Source organism: Mucilaginibacter sp. HD30 (assembly GCF_054061755.1).
The window spans coordinates 2,814,288-2,834,157 of record NZ_JBSSEO010000001.1 but is presented as its reverse complement, the minus strand read 5'-3'; the positions used below and the strand labels follow the sequence as shown (position 1 = coordinate 2,834,157).

Below are 19,870 nucleotides of genomic sequence, written 5' to 3'. Positions count from 1 at the left end.
GTTACTCCAACACTACCTTTTGATGCTGATGCGGAATTTCTACATCGGCAAATCCATTTTCCTTAAGTGTTTCGGCAAAATGCTGCTGCACACCGTATTCCCCATGCACCAAAAATATCTGGCGCACCTTTGCCGGGTCCTGGCATTTTAAAAAATGCAGCAGATCCTGGTAATCGCCGTGCGCGCTCATTGAGCGTATTTCGGCCACTTCGGCTTTTACATCATATTCCTCGCCAAAAATGTGTACCACTTTTTCGCCTCGTAGTAAACGCCCGCCTAACGAGTTCGGTTCGCAATAACCCACCATTAATATGGTGTTTTTAGTATTGTTGATAGCATATTTTATATGGTGCTTTACCCGGCCCGCCTCGGCCATGCCTGAAGAAGATATAACCACACAAGGTTTTGGGTTATTATTCAGTGCGATGGATGCCTCAGTTGACGGCACAAAACTTAAACCTTTAAATGCAAACGGGTCTGCATCAACCTTCATTACCTCTTTAACTCCACTATTGTAAACTTCGGGGTGGTTTTTTATTACCTGCGTTGCTTTTTCTGATAGGGGGCTATCCACATAATAGGGCACATCAGGCAATAAGCCACGCAGTTCTAAAGCGTTTAAAGCGTAAAGTAACTCCTGGGTGCGGCCCACGCTAAACGCGGGTATAATAACTTTTCCTTTTTTAACCAGGCAAGTTTGTTTTATCACCTCTAACAGGGCATCTTCAATAGGGCCAATATCTTGATGTAATGAATCACCATAGGTAGACTCTAATAGAATATAATCCGCCTGCGGAAACCTTTGTGGATTTTTTAAAAGCAGATCGCCATAGCGGCCTACATCTCCGCTAAAGGAGATATTGGTTTCTTTGCCGTCTTCGGTAATGGTTAGATGTACTGCAGCGCTGCCTAAAATATGCCCTGCATCAGTAAAGTGAAATTTTACCTCGGGGGTTATAGCATAGTGTTCATGATATTCTACAATTTTAAACAGGCGTAACGCTTCCATCGCCTGTTCATCATTATATAATGGCTCCAGCAGCGGCAAACCCTTGCGTTCGCGGTTTTTGTTGCTGTACTCTACATCCTGCATCTGTATTTTCGCAGAGTCCATCAGTAGTATCCGGGCCAGATCCATTGTAGCCGGTGTGCAAAATATAGTGCCGGTAAAGCCTTCGCCAACCAGGCGCGGTATCAGTCCGCAATGATCAATATGTGCGTGCGATAATATTAAATAATCAACCTTAGCCGGGTTAAAGCCAAAATGCTCGTTCAGTCCATCTGTATCTTCGCCCAATCCCTGGAACATGCCGCAGTCAAGCAATATGGTGGTGCCGTTATTAAGCCTTATTAAATGCTTACTGCCTGTAACATTACGGGCAGCGCCGTGAAAAACAATCTCCATTAAATATATTTTGGTTTATAAGCGGAAACATACGTGAAATGTTTGAGTAAAAAATAACTAATAAATTAGTTGTATGTTTAAAAATAAACTAATAAATTCGTTTAAGATATTTTAACCAAATACTAATAATCATGAGAACATTAAAAAACACGCTAAAAATAGCAGCCTTTGTAATTGCAATTTCTTTTACTGCAAGTGCACAAAAACCAAATCCGCCGGTTCCAAAAGCCCCGGTTTTGGTAAAACAAGACGGCAAGAAAGTGTTCGTTACCGTAGAAAAATCGCCTGCGTTCCCCGGGGGGCAAAAAGCGCTCGGAACTTTTTTATCAAAAAACATAAAGTATCCTGCAGTAGATAGAGAAAACAATGTTCAGGGCAAAGTATTTGTATCATTTGTTGTTGAGGAGGATGGCAAATTAACAGACGTTGCTGCCGTACGCGGCCCGTCAGCAACCTTAAAGGCCGAAGCAGTTAGAGTGATCGCAAAGTCGCCCGCATGGAAACCGGGCTACCAAAATGGTAAATCGGTAAGGGTGCAGTTTACCGTTCCTGTTAACTTTGTGTTAGGCGGTGAAGAGGCTTCTTTAAAAACCGGTGCCCGACCAAAACCACAACCCCCGGTTGTTAAAAATCAGAAAAAGGGAAATATATTTGTTGCAGTTGAAAAATCACCTCAGTTTCCGGGTGGGGTGAAAGCCTGGTCTACTTATTTAGAGAAAAATATAAAATACCCCGCCGCCGACAGAGAGAATAATCAACAGGGCAAAGTATTTATATCGTTTGTTGTTGAGCCGGATGGTAAATTAACAGACGTTGTTGCTGTGCGTGGCCCGTCAGAAACCTTAAAGGCCGAAGCAGTTAGAGTGATAGAGGGTTCGCCTACATGGAAACCGGGTTTGCAAGGCGGTAAACCGGTTAGGGTGCAATATACCGTTCCAATCAACTTTACTTTGGGGAGTTAATTTGAATACTGATAACTTTTGCGTTGTGCTTACTGTATTAACAAGTTGATTAAATACCTAATAAATTAGTTGCTTATTTAAAAGCAAACTAATAACTTAGATAATACCAATTATAAAATACATGAGGACATTAAAAAATGCACTTAAAATAGCAGTAGCAATAATGGCGGCAACGTCATTCTCGGCCAATGCAATGCACGCAGATTATTGCATTAAAAAGCAAGTGGTAACCCACATGTCAATGGGCATTGATACCACAATTTATACTTCGGTAGATGTAGCGCCGTATTTTCCTGGCGGGGTAACCGCTCTTATGGATTACTTAACCGGAAGTATAAAATACCCGGCAGAAGATAGAGAGAAAAAGGTAACCGGGAAGGTTTTTGTGGTTTTTGTAGTTGAGCCTGATGGAAGTTTATCAAATTGCAAGGCGATGCGCGGCCCATCAGAAACGTTAAAAGCAGAAGCCACAAGAGTGTTGGCAAACTCGCCTAAATGGCAAGCGGGGCAACTGGGTGGTAAAAAGGTTCGGGTTCGATATACAATTCCTATAAATTTCGAATTACCTAAATAGTATCAACAGAAATAAATAATGCAAAAGCAACTCCGGTGAAAATTAGAGTTGCTTTTGTTAATATTAACTAATAAATTCGTTGATAAATAAAAGCTAAATACCCCAATACTAAAAATTAACAAAAAAAATCATGGAAATTAAAGAGCTAACGCGTGCTGAGGAACAATTGATGCAGATATTATGGCAGTTAAAAAAAGGCTTTGTTAAAGACGTAATTGAATTACTACCAGAGCCGAAGCCGGCTTATAATACCGTGTCAACCATCATCAGGATATTAGAAACCAAAGGCTTTGTAAGCCATAATGCCTATGGCAAAAGCCATGAGTATTACCCGCTTATAAGCAAGGATCAATACCAGAACTTTGCTACCGACAAGCTGATGAATGGCTATTTTGATAACTCTGTACAGCACATGTTCTCTTACTTTGTAAAGAAAGAGAAAATAGATCTTAAGGAGGCTGATGAGATACTTAAACTGATAGAGAAACTTAAAAGCAAGTAAGTTATGAGCTGGTGGCATTATTTATTGTTGGTAAACTTTTACCTGCTATTGTTTTTTGCCTTTTACGCGCTGTTGCTGCGCCGCGAGACTTTTTTTCAGCTTAACCGCATTTATCTTGTGGCGGCATCGTTACTTTCGTTTGCGATACCCATAATACAAGCCGACTGGGTGAAGAACCTGTTTATTACCAAACAGGTTCAATCTACACTATATGGCGGCGGTGTTGAATTAATAACATACAACTTTCAGCAGGCAGAACAATCAGTTACAATAGGCCACCTTTTAACTTTAGTTTACATAACGGTTACCTTGTTTTTAACCTTGCGGTTGCTATGGCAGTTAATCGTACTAAAAAAACAAATAGAAAAGCCATCACCATCGGCAGCATATTCGTTCTTCAAAAAAATAAGTTTGGGTAAAGATGTTGCCCATCATCACGCAATTGCCAGGCATGAGCAAGTTCATGCTACGCAATGGCACTCTGTTGATGTTATGATCATTGAAACAGTAATGATCATCAACTGGTTTAACCCGGTGGTTTATCTGTACCGTTTTGCCATTAAATATATACATGAGTATATTGCTGATATGCAGGTAATCAGGTCGGGCACAGACAAAGCAGATTATGCCTTGCTTTTGCTTAGCCAAACCTTTCATGTTCCTGCCCACAAGTTAACCAATCCGTTCTATAGCCATAGTATGCTTAAAAAACGGATAATGATGTTGCAAAAAAGCAGATCGCAGCGCATAATGCTGTTTAAATACTGCTTGTCGGCTCCGCTGTTTGTGTTAATGATGATACTGTCATCAGCAACGGTAAATAATAGTGCAGCGGTTACTGATATTCATAATGGTGTGAAAGAAGTTTTCCAGGCACCGGTTGACAATCTTGCTGACGGAATAGTTGAGCATGCTGAAATACCTGAAGACGAGATCCAGGTTAAATTTCCGCCGGTAGTTGTTTACCATGACGCCGCCCAACAATACTATACTATGCCCTATAAAGATCATCCTACATATGGAACATCGGAAGAAGATATAGTAGGTGATAAAAAAGTATTTGTATCAGTAGAACAGGCACCCACTTTTCCGGGAGGCGTAAATGCCTTTGGCAAATTTTTAGAGCAAAATATAAGATACCCGGCGCAGAGTCGGGAGAGCAATATTCAGGGTAAGGCATTTATTTCGTTTATTGTTGAAGCCGACGGGTCACTTTCTGATATACATGCAGTGCGCGGCCCTTCTGAAGACATTAAAGCGGAAGCGGTGCGTGTGTTCAGCACTTCGCCTAAATGGCAGCCCGGCATCCAAAATGGTCAAACGGTAAGAACGCAATATACCGTGCCTATCAATTTTACGCTTGGCGATGACGACGATATGCCACCTGCCGCAAACGATTTAGATAATAGAGTATATTCAAATGTTGAATCGTACCCGGTTTTCCCGGGCGGTATGAGCGCATTTACAAAGTTTTTAGCAAAGAATATTCACTATCCAAGTGAGATGGGAACAAGGGGCCTGCAAGGAAAAGTTTTTGTAACATTTATTGTAGGTACAGACGGCCAGCTATCTGATATACGGGCGGTACGGGGCCCGAGTGAAGAGTTTAAAGATGAAGCGGTAAGGGTACTTTCCAACTCGCCCAAATGGATACCCGGATTTCAAAACGGGCGCAAAGTAAAAGTGCAGTATACCGTGCCAATTAACTTTACGCTTTCTTTTGACGATACACAGGTGGGCCAGTAAAACAAGCATTGCTGAAGTGCCCTTTGGCAAAAATTAAAACCATTTAACCATATTTTTATCGGTTTAGCTTCGCAGATATTTTTGCGGGGCTTTTTTGTTAGAAGTGCAACGCAATACGCAATTAATGTGTAGTTCATCATATATAATAAACTTTTTTGATACCCCGATGATAAGTTTTTTAGGTTTAATTATTACTTTTGGTGCAGATAAACAATATTAAAACATGAACCCTTTTATCTCAAGAAGCTTTTACGGAATTATAAATTATGCCACCGCCCTGGTATCAATGGCTTCGCCATGGTTATTTGGATTTGAGGATTCTCACGGCGCTACCTTTTTTTTACCAATACTTATAGGTTGGGTACAGTTAATAATGGCTATTTTCAGCAATAACAGTCATGGGTTTATTAAGATATTCCCTATGCCAACACATAATGTGCTTGATGCATTTTCGGGCTTTATATTATTGGCATCGCCGTTTTTGTATGGTTTCGCTTTCGTTGAGCACGGTATTTTCTGGCCACACGTTTTAATAGGCGGTACTTTTTTAATAGCTGGTGTTTTTACCCACGCCTCGCCGTTTACTACTGATGATGTGCACCACGAAGTGGTTAACAATTAATATATTAAAAACATAAAAAAAGCGGTCCTCAACTTAAGTTGAGGACCGCTTTTTTTTATATACCTATTTGTCGGTATGATCAGAAAACTTCGTTCAAGCCTATAAATATTCCTTTGGCACCGTAGGTTCCTATGCCATAATCAATACAAAGGTTTGACCGGGTATACTTGTTAAACAATATACGCAAACCAAATCCACCGCCTGGTTCAACATATTCACCCAGGTTAACATCATTTAAGTTACGCTGAGCGCTTGAAGTTTGCGCATTGGCAAACACCACACCACTAAACAGTTTGTTTTTTGAGATAGGGAAGCGGTATTCAGCCTCGCTGTAAGCAAATGACTGGCCCTTAAAACGCCCTATAGTGTACCCCCGCCCTAAACGATTGGTTTGGTCGCTGCCTGTACCGGGCAGTTCAAGGTAGGGCAGGTCTCCGTTTATTAGGAAACTGCCCCAAAACCAAAATGCCAATACGTGTTCCCGGTTAATTTTTGAAAGGCCCCAATATTTTCTAAACTCAGTTCTTAATTGTGTTGCACGTTTGTTACTTCCCATCCAGGTTTCGTTGGTGCGTAGTATCACATCAGCAAACATGCCTTCGTAAGGGCGGTTAATATGGTCGCGGGAGTTGTATTCTAAATTTAACAGCAGGCCGTTATTGGTATAACCGCCTGTTGGAAAACCGTGGTTCACGCTGTACCGGTAATTATGTGCCCTGGTGTTTACGCCTAATTTACCTTCGTTATCAATATCATTATAAATGTTAAAAATAACCCCTGCGCCAAAAAGCAGATTTTTCGCTATACGGCGATACACTCTTTCAGATACCTTGATATAAGAATAGTTGATTGGCATTACCTCACTATTGCTTGATAATGGCAAACCATCAAATGAAAAACCCTGTTCACCACGTGCGCGGCTTCCTGTCCCTACGCCATAATCAAGGCCCACGGTTTTGCCTACCTGTACATTACCTTGAATATTATACAGATCATCGTTTGTGAAAATATTGTGCTTAAATTCAAATTGTAAAAGCCCTTTGGTTGATATGTACGCGTTGGTGTTTAACACAGACATGGTTGTTACCTTTGGGTCGCCAAATATCAAACCTGCCGTTGAGGTTACACCTACAGACATGCCTACACTTGGGTTAAACCCTGCAGAGGGTAGGGTAGAGATAGTGGAAGGTTTTGTAGCTGTTGTATCAGTACCCGTTTTTTTCTTACCGAACCACTTGCTCAATACTTGTTTGGCATCAGTTTGTTTTTGTAGAACGGCAGGCGGGTCCTGCCGTTCCTGAGCAAAAATTATCCCTGTGCTTAAAAGCACAATGCTCGTCGTAAAAGCGAGCTTCCACACCAGTTTAATCAATTTTAGTTTATTTAATTGGAATGCAATATAGTCATTGCATTGTAAAATAAAATAGCAGGATAATAATTTATTGTTGCCAAGCTATAGTCTGGCTATTATCTTGTAACTTAAACTATAATAAATTACTCTAATGCGATAATTGTATCACGGTTTAAACTATAGGGTTATAACAGCGTCAAAGTAAAAGGAGGACAATGAAATGGGAATGATAAAAATTTGTTGGAATTATTGTTTTGCCGATACCAATAAGATGCGGAGCGAGGTATGTTCTGCGCAGATCTTTTAATTTTTGTTGACTTGGCCCCGCTAAATAAGCGGGGCTCTTTTTTATACAGTGTTTTTGTTATTCTATTACAGATACCTTAACCGTATTGGTACGGCCCTGGCGGGCTATAGGTGCTGACACCGTGTTGATGATAACGTCGCCTGCGGCAATAAACTTTTCAGCTATAAGCATGTTATTACAATCAGTAATGGTTTGGTCCGTGCTTTCTACCTTATCATAATAAAAGGTACGCACGCCCCATACCAGGCTAAGCGCAGTAAGCAAATTTTTGTCGGCAGTAAAAGTAAAAGTTGGCGCATCAGGCCTGTAGCTTGAAATTTCAAAGGCAGTATAACCAGATGATGTCATCGCTATAATTCCTTTTGCATTGGTTTGTTCGGCAAGATATACGGCAGACCCGCAAATGGCATCAGCCAGGTAGGTTGATTTTGTATCATCAATATCTGCTTTTCCGGTGTTGAACGGATAACCTACTTCTTCTACGTTTCTGATAATTTTTGACATAGTCTCAATAACGATCAACGGAAACTCACCTACAGACGTTTCCCCGCTCAGCATCACCGCATCCGCGCCATCTAATACTGAGTTGGCTACATCATTAACCTCTGCACGTGTTGGGCGCGGGGTAGTTATCATAGACTCCAGCATCTGTGTAGCAACAATAACCGGCTTTGAAGCCGCACGGCATTTACGTGCTATCATTTTTTGCAGTAAAGGCACTTCTTCCAAAGGCATTTCAACGCCAAGGTCTCCGCGTGCTACCATTATGCCATCAGTAACGGCTATAATGGCATCAATATTTTCAATAGCTTCCGGTTTTTCTATTTTAGCAATAACTCGTGCAGCTTTACCGCTGCGGGCTATTATTTGTTTAAGCTCTACTATATCTTCAGCATTTCTAACAAACGACAGACCTATCCAGTCAACATCGCATTCTAAAACAAAATGCAAATGTTCCAGGTCATCCTCTGTTAAGCTGGGGATAGACACTTTGGTGTTTGGAAGGTTAACGCCCTTGCGCGATGTTAATATACCACCGTGCACAATTTCGCAAACCACGGTATCTATTTTGTTGGTCTCCAAAACGCGCATTTGTATCTTTCCGTCGTCAAGCAAAATTATCTCGTTAGCCTGCACATCCTGCGGAAATGTATCATAAGTAATATAGATCTGGTTATCGTCGCCTATACACTCGTGGGTGGTAATATTTATATGTGTACCGTTAATAAGGTTGATGCCGCCATCCTTAACAAGGCCTATCCGTATTTTTGGCCCCTGCAGGTCGGCAAGTATGGCTACGTTTGTTTTATACTGTTCGTTAATTTCCCGTATTGTTTCAATAACCTTTTTATGGTCAGAGATTTTTCCGTGCGAAAAATTAAGGCGGCATACATTAACGCCTGCTTTTATCATAGATAGCAGTACATCTTTATTTGAAGATGCAGGCCCCATGGTGGCAACAATTTTGGTGCGGTTATAAGCTAATTTCATGTTTTGTCGGTATTCCAGGTTTGTGTAATTATAACACTTTGTAAATTTGCGCTAAAATAGCAGATTTTCGCGTGATTTTATTTTTTTTGGGTCGATCTTTACTGCGGCAACAATTTCGGGGATGCGGTTTAACGATGAGGTAAGGTTTTCAAGGTCGGTTTCATCAATGTAATTCTTAATCAACAAAAAATAGTCGGCTTTGCGCATTTCCGGAACAAGATAACCTTCAGTGCCTTTGTTGGCTATAAAATAAAAGTCGGTTTCGCTCGCTTCCCAGTAGCAGCTAAATAACGAGAAATAACCGCGGTTATTGCTGCCATTTAAATTATCAACGGTAAGATCGTTTACCCGAACAAAATTAAAATTTAAGTGTTTATTTATAAGATAGCAGGCACGATAGTCTTTTAATGAGGCAGTTACGGCTATCAAAATAAAATCAAGATCGATCTCAAACTTTAAAATTTTCCTGTTCAATTATAACTATATTTAACCCGCCAAAGATACAAAAACCGCATCGGGGAATTAAATTTTGTTGGACACCAAACTAAAAAGGTTTTAGATTTGATATTTGATAGATTTTATTTTTCTTTGCACAGAATTTTATTTAATCATTAAACTATAAAACTATGTCTGATATCGCTTCAAGAGTAAAAGCTATTATCGTTGAAAAATTAGGTGTTGACGAAAGTGAAGTAACACCTGAGGCTAGCTTCACCAATGATCTTGGTGCCGACTCTTTAGACACCGTGGAACTTATCATGGAGTTTGAAAAAGAATTTAATGTGGCTATACCTGATGATCAGGCAGAAACTATTGGTACTGTTGGTCAAGCCATAGCTTACCTTGAAAAAAACGTTAAATAAGCTCTCCTTATTTTATTTTAAATGGGGTTTAAAAGAGTAGTTGTAACCGGGCTTGGGGCACTCACTCCAATTGGCAATAGCGTTTCTGATTATTGGAACGCTCTTATCAATGGGGTGAGTGGCGCTGCTTTGATCAAGAGTTTTGATACAGAAAAGTTCAAAACAAAATTTGCATGCGAAGTTAAAAACTTTGATGCCGATGGCTTTTTAGGCCGCAAGGATGCCCGTAAGCTTGATCCGTTTGTTCAATACGCACTTTATTCAACTGAAGAAGCAGTAAAGGATGCTGGATTAGATTTTACTAAGCTTGATACCAACCGCATAGGCGTGATTTGGGGCTCAGGCATAGGAGGTTTAAAAACCTTTTTAGACGAGGTTGTGGCTTTTGCCAAAGGCGACGGAACGCCAAGGTTTAATCCCTTCTTTATCCCTAAAATGATTGCAGATATTGCCCCCGGCCATATCTCTATTAAATATGGATTACGCGGGCCAAACTTTACTACCGTTTCGGCCTGTGCATCGTCAAACAATTCACTGATTGATTCTTTCAATTATATTCGTCATGGACGCGCCGATATGTTTATTACCGGTGGTTCTGAGGCTATTATTAACGAAGCTGGTATAGGTGGTTTTAACGCCATGCACGCCTTATCCGTGCGCAATGATGACCCGGCTACTGCTTCGCGCCCGTTTGATCTGGACCGCGACGGCTTTGTTGCCGGCGAAGGTGCGGGTACCATAATTTTAGAAGAACTGGAACACGCTAAAGCGCGCGGTGCTAAAATTTATGCCGAAATGATAGGTGGCGGCATGAGTGCCGACGCGTATCACATGACGGCTCCGCATCCGGATGGTTTGGGCGCAGCGTTGGTTATGAAAGCTGCATTAAGCGATGCAGGCCTTACACCGGCTGATATAGATTATGTAAACGTGCATGGCACGTCAACTCCAATAGGTGATCCGCAGGAAGTAAAAGCTATAACTGATGTTTTTGGTGATGATATTTACCGTATAAATATCAGCTCAACAAAATCAATGACGGGGCACCTTTTAGGCGCTGCCGGTGCAGTTGAGGCAATTGCATCTATATTGGCGCTCAACAATGGCATTATACCGCCAACTATCAACCACTTTACAGACGATCCATCATTTGATCCTAAAATAAACTTTACTTTTAACACTGCTCAAAAGCGCGATGTTAAAGTAGTACAAAGCAATGGCTTTGGTTTTGGCGGTCATAATGCTTCTGTGATTTTTAAAAAGTATGAAGGTTAATAGTAACGTTAATGCCTGTTAGCCGTTTATATAAGCTTTATTTATCTCCACACAGAAAATACGTTAAGGTTTTTAAAAAATTTGCTCGGTTTTGTGCCGGGCAATTTGCTGTTATACCGTTTGGCTTTCAGGCATAAATCGGTAGCGCAAAACGTAAAAAAAGGCGTAAAGAATAGTAACGAACGCCTTGAGTTTTTAGGCGATGCTGTTTTAGGCAGTGTAGTGGCCGAGGTGCTTTTTAAACTTTACCCTTACGAGGATGAAGGATTTTTAACAGAGCTGCGATCTAAAATAGTTAACCGCCAAAATCTTAACCAACTGGCCCGCAAGTTAGGCTTTGAACAGCTTATTGAGTATGATGCCCGCATGCTTGGCCCATCCCGCCAGGGCTCTTTATTAGGCGATGCCTTCGAGGCGCTTGTAGGCGCCGTTTATCTGGACAAAGGATACAATTTTACGCGTGATTTTTTGGTTAACCAAATCATCAAAACGCATATAGATATCCACATGCTTGAACAAACGGAAACAAACTTTAAAAGCAAGCTGATAGAGTGGTGCCAAAGGCATGGCAAGGATATTTCCTTTGACGTTGTAGAAAATGAGATAGGCGAAAGCTTAAAGCTGTTTACCGTTCAAGCCAGTATAGAGGGGCAGACCTTGGGTCTTGGTAAAGAATTCAGTAAGAAAAATGCTGAGAAGCTTGCTGCAGAGAAAGCTTGTGAAGCTTTAGGAATTTAATACAGTTTTTGCGGCTTTAAATTTTCTTTGTTCTTCACAAAGTACGCGTACGAAGTTTGTACGTATTTAATTATATCATAATCGGCCCAAACCCTAATTTGGTCATATGATGGGGTAAACGCCATCATAAAAGCTGTTACATCCTCTTCGGGAATATCAACAATTTTCTTAATCACACTTTTATTATATCGCTTCTCTATTTCCACCTGTTCCAGCTCTGTTTTTGAAAAAGCCGCAAAGCGCCTCGCATTGTTAGCTGTTTTACCAAAGAGGTTGGATATGCCTGATATGGGAGAGAATATATACGCCGCAACGCCAGGACGCAAAGTGCTGTAAGGAGTTTTTTTCATGTAATCTCCCATTGTGTTACCTAACTCTTGCCTCGTGCTCAGGTCCCTTACCTTTACCTCATCTAACGTAACAATGGGTTGCAGATAAACCGATAGCAGGTTGTCGTTTAGTACTACAATAGCTTGCGTAGTGTATTGATTTTTGCTAAACAGCAGCGTGTCGCCGGCGCTGGCTTGTATCCTGAAAATGCCCAAGTCATCGCTTCTGGAAATGGTTCTGCGGCTGGTGTTATTGACAATTACCTGCGATACGCGCACTTGCGAAGCCTTCTGAAAAGTAACGCCGGTTACATTAAGTAGTTTTTGCGCTTTCGTATCCGAAAAGAAAATGGCGGTAAACAACAGTGTAATACAAACGCTGCGGTATAAAAATGGCTTATTCAACACCATGCAAAATTAGTTAATCTGTTTAATTATTAACGTTAAAAATTGTTAAAGCTTATATCTACCCGTGCCGCGCAGGCCAGGTTAACAGAATATTACCCTGCTGCGTCTGTAATTTGCCAAAAACACTATCTTTGCGCATGATAAAATCCATGACAGGGTACGGCATTGCCAGTTTTGATACGGGTAATACAAAATACACCGTCGAAATAAAATCCCTTAACAGCAAGTTTCTTGAACTTAGCTTACGCTTGCCCAAAGTATTTTCTGAAAAAGAATTTCAGTTACGTAATGATTGCAGCAGGCAAATAGAGCGCGGTAAAGTTAATCTATCAATAAATACCGAACAGGCAAATTCTAAAGTTAAAGCTGCCGGTATTGATGCTACTTTACTTAAACATTACGTAACCCAGTTACAGCAGGTTAGTACAGAATTAGGCCAACCGGCCGATAACCTGCTACAGTTAGCACTTGGGCTGCCCGAAGTAGTAAAATACGATGAAGAAACTGTATCAGACGAGGAGTGGAAAATAGTTGAAGATACCTTTAAACAGGCTATGGCCGCTTTTCAGCAATTTAGGAAAGATGAAGGTGATACGCTTGAGAAAGACGTTAAATATCGCATAGGTATTATACTTGAAAACTTACGACTGGTTGAAATTGAGGAGCCCAAACGCGTACCGGTTATACGTGAGCGGCTGAATCAGTTTTTAAGCGAAGCGGTTAACCGCGAGGCGATAGACCAGAACCGTTTTGAGCAGGAGCTTATTTATTATATTGATAAGCTTGACATTACCGAAGAAAAGATCCGCCTGAAAACACACTGCGATTATTTTATAGAAACCTTGCAGAATGCTGATGCCAATGGCAAAAAGCTGGGCTTTATATCACAGGAAATAGGCAGAGAGATAAATACGCTGGGCTCAAAAGCTAACGATGCCAACATACAAAAGTTAGTGGTTGGGATGAAGGAAGAGCTTGAAAAAATAAAAGAACAATTACTGAATGTATTATAAGTTCATAGTTGATGGTTCATAAAAGTTCATGGTTCATAGTTAATAGATCATAGAAGATTTGTTATTAACCATGAATTATTAACCATGAACTATCAACTATGATCCATGAACTATTAACCATGAACCCAAACGGTAAACTCATTATATTCTCAGCTCCTTCAGGCGCAGGTAAAACAACTATAGTACATCACTTATTAAAAAAAATCCCTAACCTGGAGTTTTCTATATCAGCTACTACCAGGCAGCGCCGTGGCGATGAAGTTGATAAAAAAGACTATTACTTTATTAGTAAGGAAGAGTTTCTACACCGTATTGCTAAAAAGCAGTTTGTAGAGTTTGAGGAGGTTTACAGCGGTACTTTTTACGGAACGCTTCGCGAAGAGATTGAGCGGATTTGGGAGTCTGGCAAAACAGTAATTTTTGACATTGATGTTGAAGGGGGGCTTCACCTCAAGAAAAAGTACGAAGAACAGGCTTTAGCTATATTTGTTCAGCCACCTTCGCTTGAGGTTTTAAAGGAGCGTTTAACCGGCCGTGGTACTGATAGCGCCGAGAAATTACAGGAGCGTTTTATAAAAGCCGAAAAAGAGCTCAATTACGCGCCTAAATTTGATATTATACTTAAAAATTACGACCTTAATACGGCATGTGCGGAGGCGGAGAAGTTGGTTACGGATTTTATAGGGCGTTAGCTTGTTCATAGTTGATGGTTTATAGATCATAGTGAACTTTTAGCCTTATTATCCATGTAGAAACTCAAAAAACTATGATCCATGAACTATTAACTATTAACTATTAACTAAATGAAAATAGGCTTGCTATTTGGTTCATTTAATCCTATACATATCGGTCATTTAATTATAGCCAACTACCTGGCCAACCATACAACTTTAGATAAAGTTTGGCTGGTAGTATCGCCACAAAACCCATTAAAAAAATATGGCGACCTGATCAATACCTACGATAGGTTAGAGATGGCCCGCCTGGCTACTGACAATGCGCAGAATATTGAGGTAAGCGATGTGGAGCTTAAGCTGCCGCAGCCATCCTACACCATTGATACTCTTACCCATTTGAGAGAGAAGTATCCGCAGCATGAGTTTGCGCTTATAATGGGATCAGACAACCTGATCTCGTTACCCAAATGGAAAAACTACAAGCTTATACTCCGCGATCATCAGATCTACGTATATCCACGTCCTGGTTATGAAAATGCCGAACTGGCTTCGCATCCATCAGTTACCATCACCATGACACCACAGATGGAGCTTTCGGCTACGTTTATACGCAAATCAATAGCCGAGAAAAAGAACGTGCAGTTTTTTGTACCCGACCCTGTATTGAAATTTATAGAGAGCAAAAGCTTGTACAGGATATAATTGTTATCTTTATAAAAAGGAGGTTTACATGGAAGCTTTAATTATTGGAAAAGAAAAAATACAGGCGATGCTTAATAAGGCTCCCGAAAATATTAATATAGACGACTTCATTGACGAGATAATAGTTACTGCAAAAGTAGAAAAGGCGTTAGAGCAAATTGCAAGAGGTGAATATCTTACATCTGAACAATTGGATGAAGAAATTAAGAAATGGTAAAAAAAATTATTTATCTTAATGTAGCAATTCACGATCTTTCATCCATATACAACTATATCAGTCAGGATTCTATAAAATATGCTCGTTTGGAAGTGCAAAGAATTAAAGCATTCACTGAATCACTCTTAAAGCATCCTTTCAAAGGAAAATTTTACAAAACGATAAAGGGGCAAGAAATCCGATCTATTGTTTATAGAAATTATATCATCTTTTACAAAACCGATGATTCAGCAATTTTTATCCTAACTATCCACCATCACGCCCGATCTATCGCTCGAAATCCAGCTTTCGACGGCGCAGAGTAGTCTGGGTTAGCCATCGCCTAATATTTTTTACATCTTCTTTACTTTAAACTATCCTTCTAATACGCTCTATACGTCGCTATGTCCTCATATAAATGGCGAAATGAGCTGCGTATTGCAAAGAACACTATAGTGGTTTTGTCGTTAAACTGGATGTTACTTTCGCGGCGATAAGTTAAGCCTGCTTCTATGCGTAGGTTATACTTTGGGTTAAGTAAATAAGCCACTCTGCCGTTTAAAAATACCATATCTGTTGCTAAACCCTGGCCGATGTAGTTTCCGGTTAGCCGTGCCGGATAATTATAGCTTTTAAAAATATCCTTGCCATAATTGGTAGCATCAACATCAAGGCCATACTGTGCGTAATTTAGCTGACCGCTAAAATCAAAGCGTTTGTAGCTATAGTTAAGCATACCTACAGTTTCTTTGTAGTTGGCGCCAAAAGGGTGTGCTAACGGCTCGCCTTGCTGGCTATAGTTGGTAATTGAGTTGGTTTCAGAATAAGTATATGGACGGGCGGCATTATGCTCTAATAAAAAATTGAGGTTTTTAACTTTAAACAGATCAGAACCCCGAACACCTATTTGGTAAGCAAATTTGTTACGCGCACTACCATTTCCAGAGAACAGGTCTTTGGCTACAAATTCATCCAATACAAATTGTCCATAAGCCGCTATGCCATCTGTTAATTTATATTTGCCGTTAAAGCCAAGCATTGCATTATCCGGAGAGCCGATTGACGCTTCGGTGGGCCTTAAAAACACAACAGGGTTAAGGTAATTAAATTCAAATCCTCTAAAATTTCCGTCACCGTCACGTTCTGACCAAATTATTGATTCAAAAAGACCTAACGATAATTTGTTCGTTACGCTCCAATCCAGGTAGTGGAAAGCTCCCCATTTTTTTCTGTAACCGTTAACATACGATACCTGAGGTGAGGCGGGATCCGTCATATACGACCACATAGTCATATACTTTACATTACCAATGTTTGCTGTAAGTTTAAGGAAGGGGTAAGGTGAAGAATTATCTGACAGCAATTGCGAACGGTATCCGTCGCCAATAAAGTTCCTGTCGTGCCCTAAAGTTATGTTTAGGAATTTTACCGGTGTGTAAGATACTAAGGCCAACACGTTAGACCAATCTTTCTCGTCATGTCTGGTAAACGTACGGTCGAACGCCTGTCCGGGCACTACACCCACCTGATCAATATATTTTCTATAGTAATCCGGAAATACCGCCTGGTTTTCAAAACCTGCGGAGTAAAAGTAGAATTTTTTGCCAACGGTTCCGCCCAATTGAAAGCCACGTGTATTGCGCCAAACCGTTTTTTTACCTGTGATATCCCTCCCGCCGGTAACGTCGGTAAGGTAATCAGCAAAAAACGTATATTCTTTGTCGTTTACTTCAATTAAATGCTCATCAAAAATTTTACGGTGTACCCAGCTATGTTTTATAGTGCTATCTTTTCCATAATTCATAAGGTCCTGATAGCGCTTTTGTAATACGGTATCATCCAAAAAAAACGGTTTCAACGACGTGTGAAAGCGTGTTTTTGTCGAATAAGCATCGGCATTAAACTTTTGGTAAAACTGGTATGAATAGGGTTGATATTGTACCTGCCCTTTTGATATACTTACCGCAGTTAACAATACAATTATACTTAGATAGATTTTTTTCATGTAGGCAGATGATTTGTATTTAGATACTACTCAAAGTAATTAAGCGTTGTAAAGCCACCTTTTTGCAGATAGGCATCTTTTTTTACCAGATGAAGGTCTGATATCATCATTTCTTTAACCAATGCAGGAAGGTCATATTTTGGGATCCAGCCTAATTTTTGTTGCGCTTTTGAAGCATCACCTATCAAGAGATCAACCTCTGTAGGGCGGAAGTATTTAGGGTCAACTTTAACAATTGTTTGTCCGGCTGGTAAAGCAGCCAGGTCAAGGCCTAATTCTTCTGCCCGTTGCTTGTCAACATCAATTATAACGCCGCGCTCGTATTCGTCTTTACCGCTAAATTCTACTTCTATACCCAATTCTCCGAAGGCCATTTTTATAAAGTCTCTTACAGTAGTGGTAATACCGGTAGCAATAACAAAATCTTCGGCGTTTTCCTGCTGCAGCATTAGCCACATAGCTTCTATATAGTCTTTAGCATGGCCCCAATCGCGCCGGGCAGACAGGTTGCCCACGTAAAGGCAATTTTGAAGCCCAAGAGCTATCTTAGATGCTGCACGGGTAATTTTACGCGTAACAAAAGTTTCGCCGCGTATTGGGCTCTCATGGTTAAACAGGATGCCATTACAAGCGTACATACCATATGCTTCCCGGTAATTTACAATTATCCAGTACCCATACATTTTGGCAACTGCATAAGGCGAGCGCGGATAAAAAGGTGTGGTCTCGCTTTGCGGAACGGCCTGTACTAAGCCATAAAGTTCAGAAGTTGATGCCTGGTAAATACGCGTTTTTTTGGTCATGCCCAATAAACGCACGGCTTCCAGTATTCTAAGGGTACCAATACCGTCAGCATTAGCGGTATACTCAGGCGTGTCAAAGCTTACTTTTACGTGGCTTTGCGCGGCCAGATTATAAATTTCGTCGGGCTGTGTTTCCTGTATAATGCGTATTAGATTGGTGGAGTCGGTAAGATCTCCGTAATGCAATTGAAACTTTAAGCCGCTTTCGTGTGGATCTTGATAAAGATGATCAATGCGGTCAGTATTGAACAATGAAGCTCTTCTTTTAACTCCGTGAACAAGATATCCTTTTTTTAAAAGAAATTCAGCCAGATATGCACCATCCTGACCGGTGATACCCGTTATTAATGCTATTTTCATTGTTGTGTGGTAATACTTGCAATAATATTCAATTTAATTGTAAAACCTGTTAGTGTTTTGCTTTATAAATTTATAATATCACAACAACAAAAAAGCTTTCTGAGTTTCAGCTGCCAGCTAAAGTTCCGATGCTTTAATGTATTCTACCGCTTCTTCCAGTTCAGCATACCACTCCGCGCCGTACTTTCTGGTAAGCGGGCCTTTTAAAAACTGATGCACGCTAACTTTAAGCTGGTCGCCAAAACTACAGGCAGGGCTGCAAATGCTCCAGCGGTCATAATTTAATACATCAAACTCAGGGTATTTGGTTATCCGGATAGGATATAAATGGCAAGAGATGGGTTTTTTCCAGTTAATAACACCTTCTTCATAAGCCTTTTCAATGGCACATTTTGTTATGCCACCTTCCCAGGTAACGTAAGCACATTCTTTATTGGTGTCAACACATGGGGTGGTATACTCGCCGTCAAAGTCTGTAACATGAGTTCCTTCACGTTCAATAGTGGCTATGCCCTTGGTGGTCATGTAAGGTTTTACCTTTGGATATATTTCTTTTAGGATATCCAGTTCGGCGGCATCAAGGGGCGCGCCCGAGTCGCCTTCAAGGCAGCAGGCACCTTTGCACTTGTTTAAATTGCAAACAAAATTGTTTTTTATTACATCTTCGTGCACCAGCACACTGCCTACTTCAATCATTTATTGCTTTACTTTTTAATTGGATTTAACGGGTGTTTAAGCCCGCTGGCACCAGTAAGATCCATTGTTACGCTACCCACTATTAAGCCAACATGCGCCTTTACCGGTATGCGGTTACCATCATCCGTTATCCACAAATATAACTTGCTGTCTTTTTTAAAGATACGCCCTGGTATAATGGTAGGGTTAAACTTAAGGCAGTTAAAAGTACCCATTGAACATGTTACCTGCTCTTTGCCAATATAGGTAATGCTTAATGTTTGTATACCATCTTCCAAAAAATAAGGCATATCCAATTTGTCGCCAGGTTTAAGTTGTGAGATATCCAAATTGCGGGCAAAATAATAGGCCGATACAAAATCAAATATCTTTCCTTTAAACGGAAACGTGCCCTTATCAGCAGTTACTTTTCCCTCCTGATGATTAAACGTTACATTGTCGGTATGCCTGTAGCCGCCTTCGCGCCGGTTTTCGGTATAATAGTACGGCAGCAATGTGTTTTTATCTATATAAGTATCGTATTGGTTGCGCACCTTATAAAAAACATCAAAAGTGCCTGCCGTTTTTCCGGTGGCTGATATATGATAGCTGGGATGTCCATTTATTTTCTGTCCCCCGTCTTCAACCTTCAAAGTTGCTTCGGCGCCGGTAAAAAAACCGTATTTTAATTTGTAGCTAAGCTCTTCCCCGGGTTTAAAAACTGCCTCGCCTGTAGCTTTAAGTTCCTGTGCATTTGCGTGCAGAACATAACTTGCAAAAAGTATAATGGTAATAATATATTTCTTCATTATCAGCTTATTAAAAAGCAAAACCAATTAATTTTGGTATATTATTAAGACCATAAA

The 19,870-nt window shown here is 40.5% G+C and carries 21 protein-coding genes and 1 pseudogene; 13 read left to right on the top strand and 9 right to left on the bottom strand.

All coding sequences use genetic code 11. The features are described 5' to 3' along the window. Position 1 precedes the first annotated feature (1 nt). A complete protein-coding gene (locus ACVW2L_RS13590) occupies positions 2-1,405 on the bottom strand; it encodes an MBL fold metallo-hydrolase RNA specificity domain-containing protein (RefSeq protein ID WP_457128511.1) in 1,404 nt (467 codons plus the stop codon). A gap of 131 nt (positions 1,406-1,536) precedes the next feature. Between ACVW2L_RS13590 and ACVW2L_RS13585 the strand changes: the two genes are divergently transcribed. The 5 genes from ACVW2L_RS13585 to ACVW2L_RS13565 all read left to right on the top strand — a co-directional run bounded on the left by ACVW2L_RS13585 (position 1,537) and on the right by ACVW2L_RS13565 (position 5,811). Beyond that, the gene (locus tag ACVW2L_RS13585) at positions 1,537-2,367 is read left to right on the top strand and encodes an energy transducer TonB (protein ID WP_457128510.1); all 831 of its coding nucleotides are present in this window, start codon (positions 1,537-1,539) and stop codon (positions 2,365-2,367) included. Between the two features lie 121 nt (positions 2,368-2,488). Next, on the top strand, positions 2,489-2,941 hold the full coding sequence (locus ACVW2L_RS13580; RefSeq protein ID WP_457128509.1) for an energy transducer TonB: 453 nt from the start codon (positions 2,489-2,491) through the stop codon (positions 2,939-2,941). A 130-nt stretch (positions 2,942-3,071) separates the two neighbouring features. Further along, positions 3,072-3,443 carry a BlaI/MecI/CopY family transcriptional regulator gene (locus ACVW2L_RS13575; RefSeq protein WP_377100505.1) on the top strand — a complete coding sequence of 124 codons (372 nt, stop codon included), beginning with the start codon at positions 3,072-3,074 and terminating at the stop codon, positions 3,441-3,443. A 3-nt stretch (positions 3,444-3,446) separates the two neighbouring features. After that, positions 3,447-5,189: a TonB family protein gene (locus ACVW2L_RS13570; protein ID WP_457128508.1), complete on the top strand. Its 1,743-nt coding sequence runs from the start codon at positions 3,447-3,449 to the stop codon at positions 5,187-5,189. 223 nt (positions 5,190-5,412) lie between these two features. After that, complete coding sequence (locus tag ACVW2L_RS13565) at positions 5,413-5,811, top strand: SPW repeat domain-containing protein (protein ID WP_457128507.1); 399 nt, start codon at positions 5,413-5,415, stop codon at positions 5,809-5,811. 79 nt (positions 5,812-5,890) lie between these two features. Here the strand turns inward: ACVW2L_RS13565 and ACVW2L_RS13560 are convergent, their stop codons facing one another. The 3 genes from ACVW2L_RS13560 to ACVW2L_RS13550 all read right to left on the bottom strand — a co-directional run bounded on the left by ACVW2L_RS13560 (position 5,891) and on the right by ACVW2L_RS13550 (position 9,434). Then, on the bottom strand, positions 5,891-7,183 hold the full coding sequence (locus ACVW2L_RS13560; RefSeq protein ID WP_457128506.1) for a BamA/TamA family outer membrane protein: 1,293 nt from the start codon (positions 7,181-7,183) through the stop codon (positions 5,891-5,893). A gap of 343 nt (positions 7,184-7,526) precedes the next feature. Beyond that, positions 7,527-8,960 (bottom strand): pyruvate kinase, encoded by a 1,434-nt coding sequence (gene pyk, locus ACVW2L_RS13555; protein ID WP_457128505.1) that lies wholly within the window; start codon positions 8,958-8,960, stop codon positions 7,527-7,529. A gap of 51 nt (positions 8,961-9,011) precedes the next feature. Further along, positions 9,012-9,434, bottom strand: a complete 423-nt coding sequence (locus tag ACVW2L_RS13550; RefSeq protein WP_457128504.1) for an IPExxxVDY family protein — start codon at positions 9,432-9,434, stop codon at positions 9,012-9,014. Positions 9,435-9,586: 152 nt separating this feature from the next. Here ACVW2L_RS13550 and ACVW2L_RS13545 point away from each other — a divergent pair, with 152 nt between their 5' ends. The 3 genes and pseudogenes from ACVW2L_RS13545 to rnc all read left to right on the top strand — a co-directional run bounded on the left by ACVW2L_RS13545 (position 9,587) and on the right by rnc (position 11,836). Further along, positions 9,587-9,823 carry an acyl carrier protein gene (locus ACVW2L_RS13545; protein ID WP_008508386.1) on the top strand — a complete coding sequence of 79 codons (237 nt, stop codon included), beginning with the start codon at positions 9,587-9,589 and terminating at the stop codon, positions 9,821-9,823. Between the two features lie 21 nt (positions 9,824-9,844). Next, positions 9,845-11,098 (top strand): beta-ketoacyl-ACP synthase II, encoded by a 1,254-nt coding sequence (fabF, locus tag ACVW2L_RS13540; RefSeq protein ID WP_457128503.1) that lies wholly within the window; start codon positions 9,845-9,847, stop codon positions 11,096-11,098. An 11-nt stretch (positions 11,099-11,109) separates the two neighbouring features. After that, positions 11,110-11,836: pseudogene (gene rnc / locus ACVW2L_RS13535) on the top strand (ribonuclease III). Here rnc and ACVW2L_RS13530 read toward each other — a convergent pair. Then, positions 11,833-12,576, bottom strand: a complete 744-nt coding sequence (locus tag ACVW2L_RS13530) for a hypothetical protein (RefSeq protein WP_457128502.1) — start codon at positions 12,574-12,576, stop codon at positions 11,833-11,835. The pseudogene rnc and the gene ACVW2L_RS13530 sit on opposite strands and share 4 nt — an antisense overlap. Positions 12,577-12,710: 134 nt before the next feature. Here ACVW2L_RS13530 and ACVW2L_RS13525 point away from each other — a divergent pair, with 134 nt between their 5' ends. The 5 genes from ACVW2L_RS13525 (at position 12,711) to ACVW2L_RS13505 (ending at position 15,487) form a co-directional block, all read left to right on the top strand. After that, the gene (locus tag ACVW2L_RS13525; RefSeq protein WP_457128501.1) at positions 12,711-13,586 is read left to right on the top strand and encodes a YicC/YloC family endoribonuclease; all 876 of its coding nucleotides are present in this window, start codon (positions 12,711-12,713) and stop codon (positions 13,584-13,586) included. A 98-nt stretch (positions 13,587-13,684) separates the two neighbouring features. Beyond that, complete coding sequence (gene gmk / locus ACVW2L_RS13520) at positions 13,685-14,278, top strand: guanylate kinase (RefSeq protein WP_457128500.1); 594 nt, start codon at positions 13,685-13,687, stop codon at positions 14,276-14,278. Positions 14,279-14,389: 111 nt separating this feature from the next. Continuing rightward, on the top strand, positions 14,390-14,965 hold the full coding sequence (nadD, locus tag ACVW2L_RS13515; protein WP_457128499.1) for a nicotinate (nicotinamide) nucleotide adenylyltransferase: 576 nt from the start codon (positions 14,390-14,392) through the stop codon (positions 14,963-14,965). A gap of 28 nt (positions 14,966-14,993) precedes the next feature. Beyond that, positions 14,994-15,182, top strand: a complete 189-nt coding sequence (locus ACVW2L_RS13510) for a hypothetical protein (protein WP_457128498.1) — start codon at positions 14,994-14,996, stop codon at positions 15,180-15,182. Continuing rightward, positions 15,176-15,487: a type II toxin-antitoxin system RelE/ParE family toxin gene (locus ACVW2L_RS13505; protein WP_457128497.1), complete on the top strand. Its 312-nt coding sequence runs from the start codon at positions 15,176-15,178 to the stop codon at positions 15,485-15,487. Before ACVW2L_RS13510 ends, ACVW2L_RS13505 begins: the two co-directional genes overlap by 7 nt. Before the next feature lie 56 nt (positions 15,488-15,543). Here the strand turns inward: ACVW2L_RS13505 and ACVW2L_RS13500 are convergent, their stop codons facing one another. The 4 genes from ACVW2L_RS13500 to ACVW2L_RS13485 all read right to left on the bottom strand — a co-directional run bounded on the left by ACVW2L_RS13500 (position 15,544) and on the right by ACVW2L_RS13485 (position 19,813). Beyond that, positions 15,544-17,166: a gliding motility protein RemB gene (locus tag ACVW2L_RS13500; protein WP_457128496.1), complete on the bottom strand. Its 1,623-nt coding sequence runs from the start codon at positions 17,164-17,166 to the stop codon at positions 15,544-15,546. A 26-nt stretch (positions 17,167-17,192) separates the two neighbouring features. After that, positions 17,193-18,329, bottom strand: a complete 1,137-nt coding sequence (gene gmd / locus ACVW2L_RS13495; protein ID WP_457128495.1) for a GDP-mannose 4,6-dehydratase — start codon at positions 18,327-18,329, stop codon at positions 17,193-17,195. Between the two features lie 117 nt (positions 18,330-18,446). Then, a complete protein-coding gene (locus ACVW2L_RS13490) occupies positions 18,447-19,025 on the bottom strand; it encodes a DUF3109 family protein (protein WP_457128494.1) in 579 nt (192 codons plus the stop codon). A gap of 8 nt (positions 19,026-19,033) precedes the next feature. Beyond that, the gene (locus ACVW2L_RS13485) at positions 19,034-19,813 is read right to left on the bottom strand and encodes a DUF3108 domain-containing protein (RefSeq protein ID WP_457128493.1); all 780 of its coding nucleotides are present in this window, start codon (positions 19,811-19,813) and stop codon (positions 19,034-19,036) included. Positions 19,814-19,870 lie beyond the last annotated feature (57 nt).

Coding starts and splice junctions, on each gene's coding strand:
- ACVW2L_RS13545 (WP_008508386.1), top strand. CDS start 9,587: ATGTCTGATATCGCTTCAAGAGTAAAAGCTATTATCGTTGAAAAATTA.
- ACVW2L_RS13490 (WP_457128494.1), bottom strand. CDS start 19,025: ATGATTGAAGTAGGCAGTGTGCTGGTGCACGAAGATGTAATAAAAAAC.
- ACVW2L_RS13565 (WP_457128507.1), top strand. CDS start 5,413: ATGAACCCTTTTATCTCAAGAAGCTTTTACGGAATTATAAATTATGCC.
- ACVW2L_RS13500 (WP_457128496.1), bottom strand. CDS start 17,166: ATGAAAAAAATCTATCTAAGTATAATTGTATTGTTAACTGCGGTAAGT.
- pyk (WP_457128505.1), bottom strand. CDS start 8,960: ATGAAATTAGCTTATAACCGCACCAAAATTGTTGCCACCATGGGGCCT.
- gmk (WP_457128500.1), top strand. CDS start 13,685: ATGATCCATGAACTATTAACCATGAACCCAAACGGTAAACTCATTATA.
- ACVW2L_RS13580 (WP_457128509.1), top strand. CDS start 2,489: ATGAGGACATTAAAAAATGCACTTAAAATAGCAGTAGCAATAATGGCG.
- ACVW2L_RS13485 (WP_457128493.1), bottom strand. CDS start 19,813: ATGAAGAAATATATTATTACCATTATACTTTTTGCAAGTTATGTTCTG.
- ACVW2L_RS13575 (WP_377100505.1), top strand. CDS start 3,072: ATGGAAATTAAAGAGCTAACGCGTGCTGAGGAACAATTGATGCAGATA.
- ACVW2L_RS13530 (WP_457128502.1), bottom strand. CDS start 12,576: ATGGTGTTGAATAAGCCATTTTTATACCGCAGCGTTTGTATTACACTG.
- ACVW2L_RS13590 (WP_457128511.1), bottom strand. CDS start 1,405: ATGGAGATTGTTTTTCACGGCGCTGCCCGTAATGTTACAGGCAGTAAG.
- ACVW2L_RS13510 (WP_457128498.1), top strand. CDS start 14,994: ATGGAAGCTTTAATTATTGGAAAAGAAAAAATACAGGCGATGCTTAAT.
- ACVW2L_RS13585 (WP_457128510.1), top strand. CDS start 1,537: ATGAGAACATTAAAAAACACGCTAAAAATAGCAGCCTTTGTAATTGCA.
- ACVW2L_RS13525 (WP_457128501.1), top strand. CDS start 12,711: ATGATAAAATCCATGACAGGGTACGGCATTGCCAGTTTTGATACGGGT.
- fabF (WP_457128503.1), top strand. CDS start 9,845: ATGGGGTTTAAAAGAGTAGTTGTAACCGGGCTTGGGGCACTCACTCCA.
- gmd (WP_457128495.1), bottom strand. CDS start 18,329: ATGAAAATAGCATTAATAACGGGTATCACCGGTCAGGATGGTGCATAT.
- nadD (WP_457128499.1), top strand. CDS start 14,390: ATGAAAATAGGCTTGCTATTTGGTTCATTTAATCCTATACATATCGGT.
- ACVW2L_RS13505 (WP_457128497.1), top strand. CDS start 15,176: ATGGTAAAAAAAATTATTTATCTTAATGTAGCAATTCACGATCTTTCA.
- ACVW2L_RS13570 (WP_457128508.1), top strand. CDS start 3,447: ATGAGCTGGTGGCATTATTTATTGTTGGTAAACTTTTACCTGCTATTG.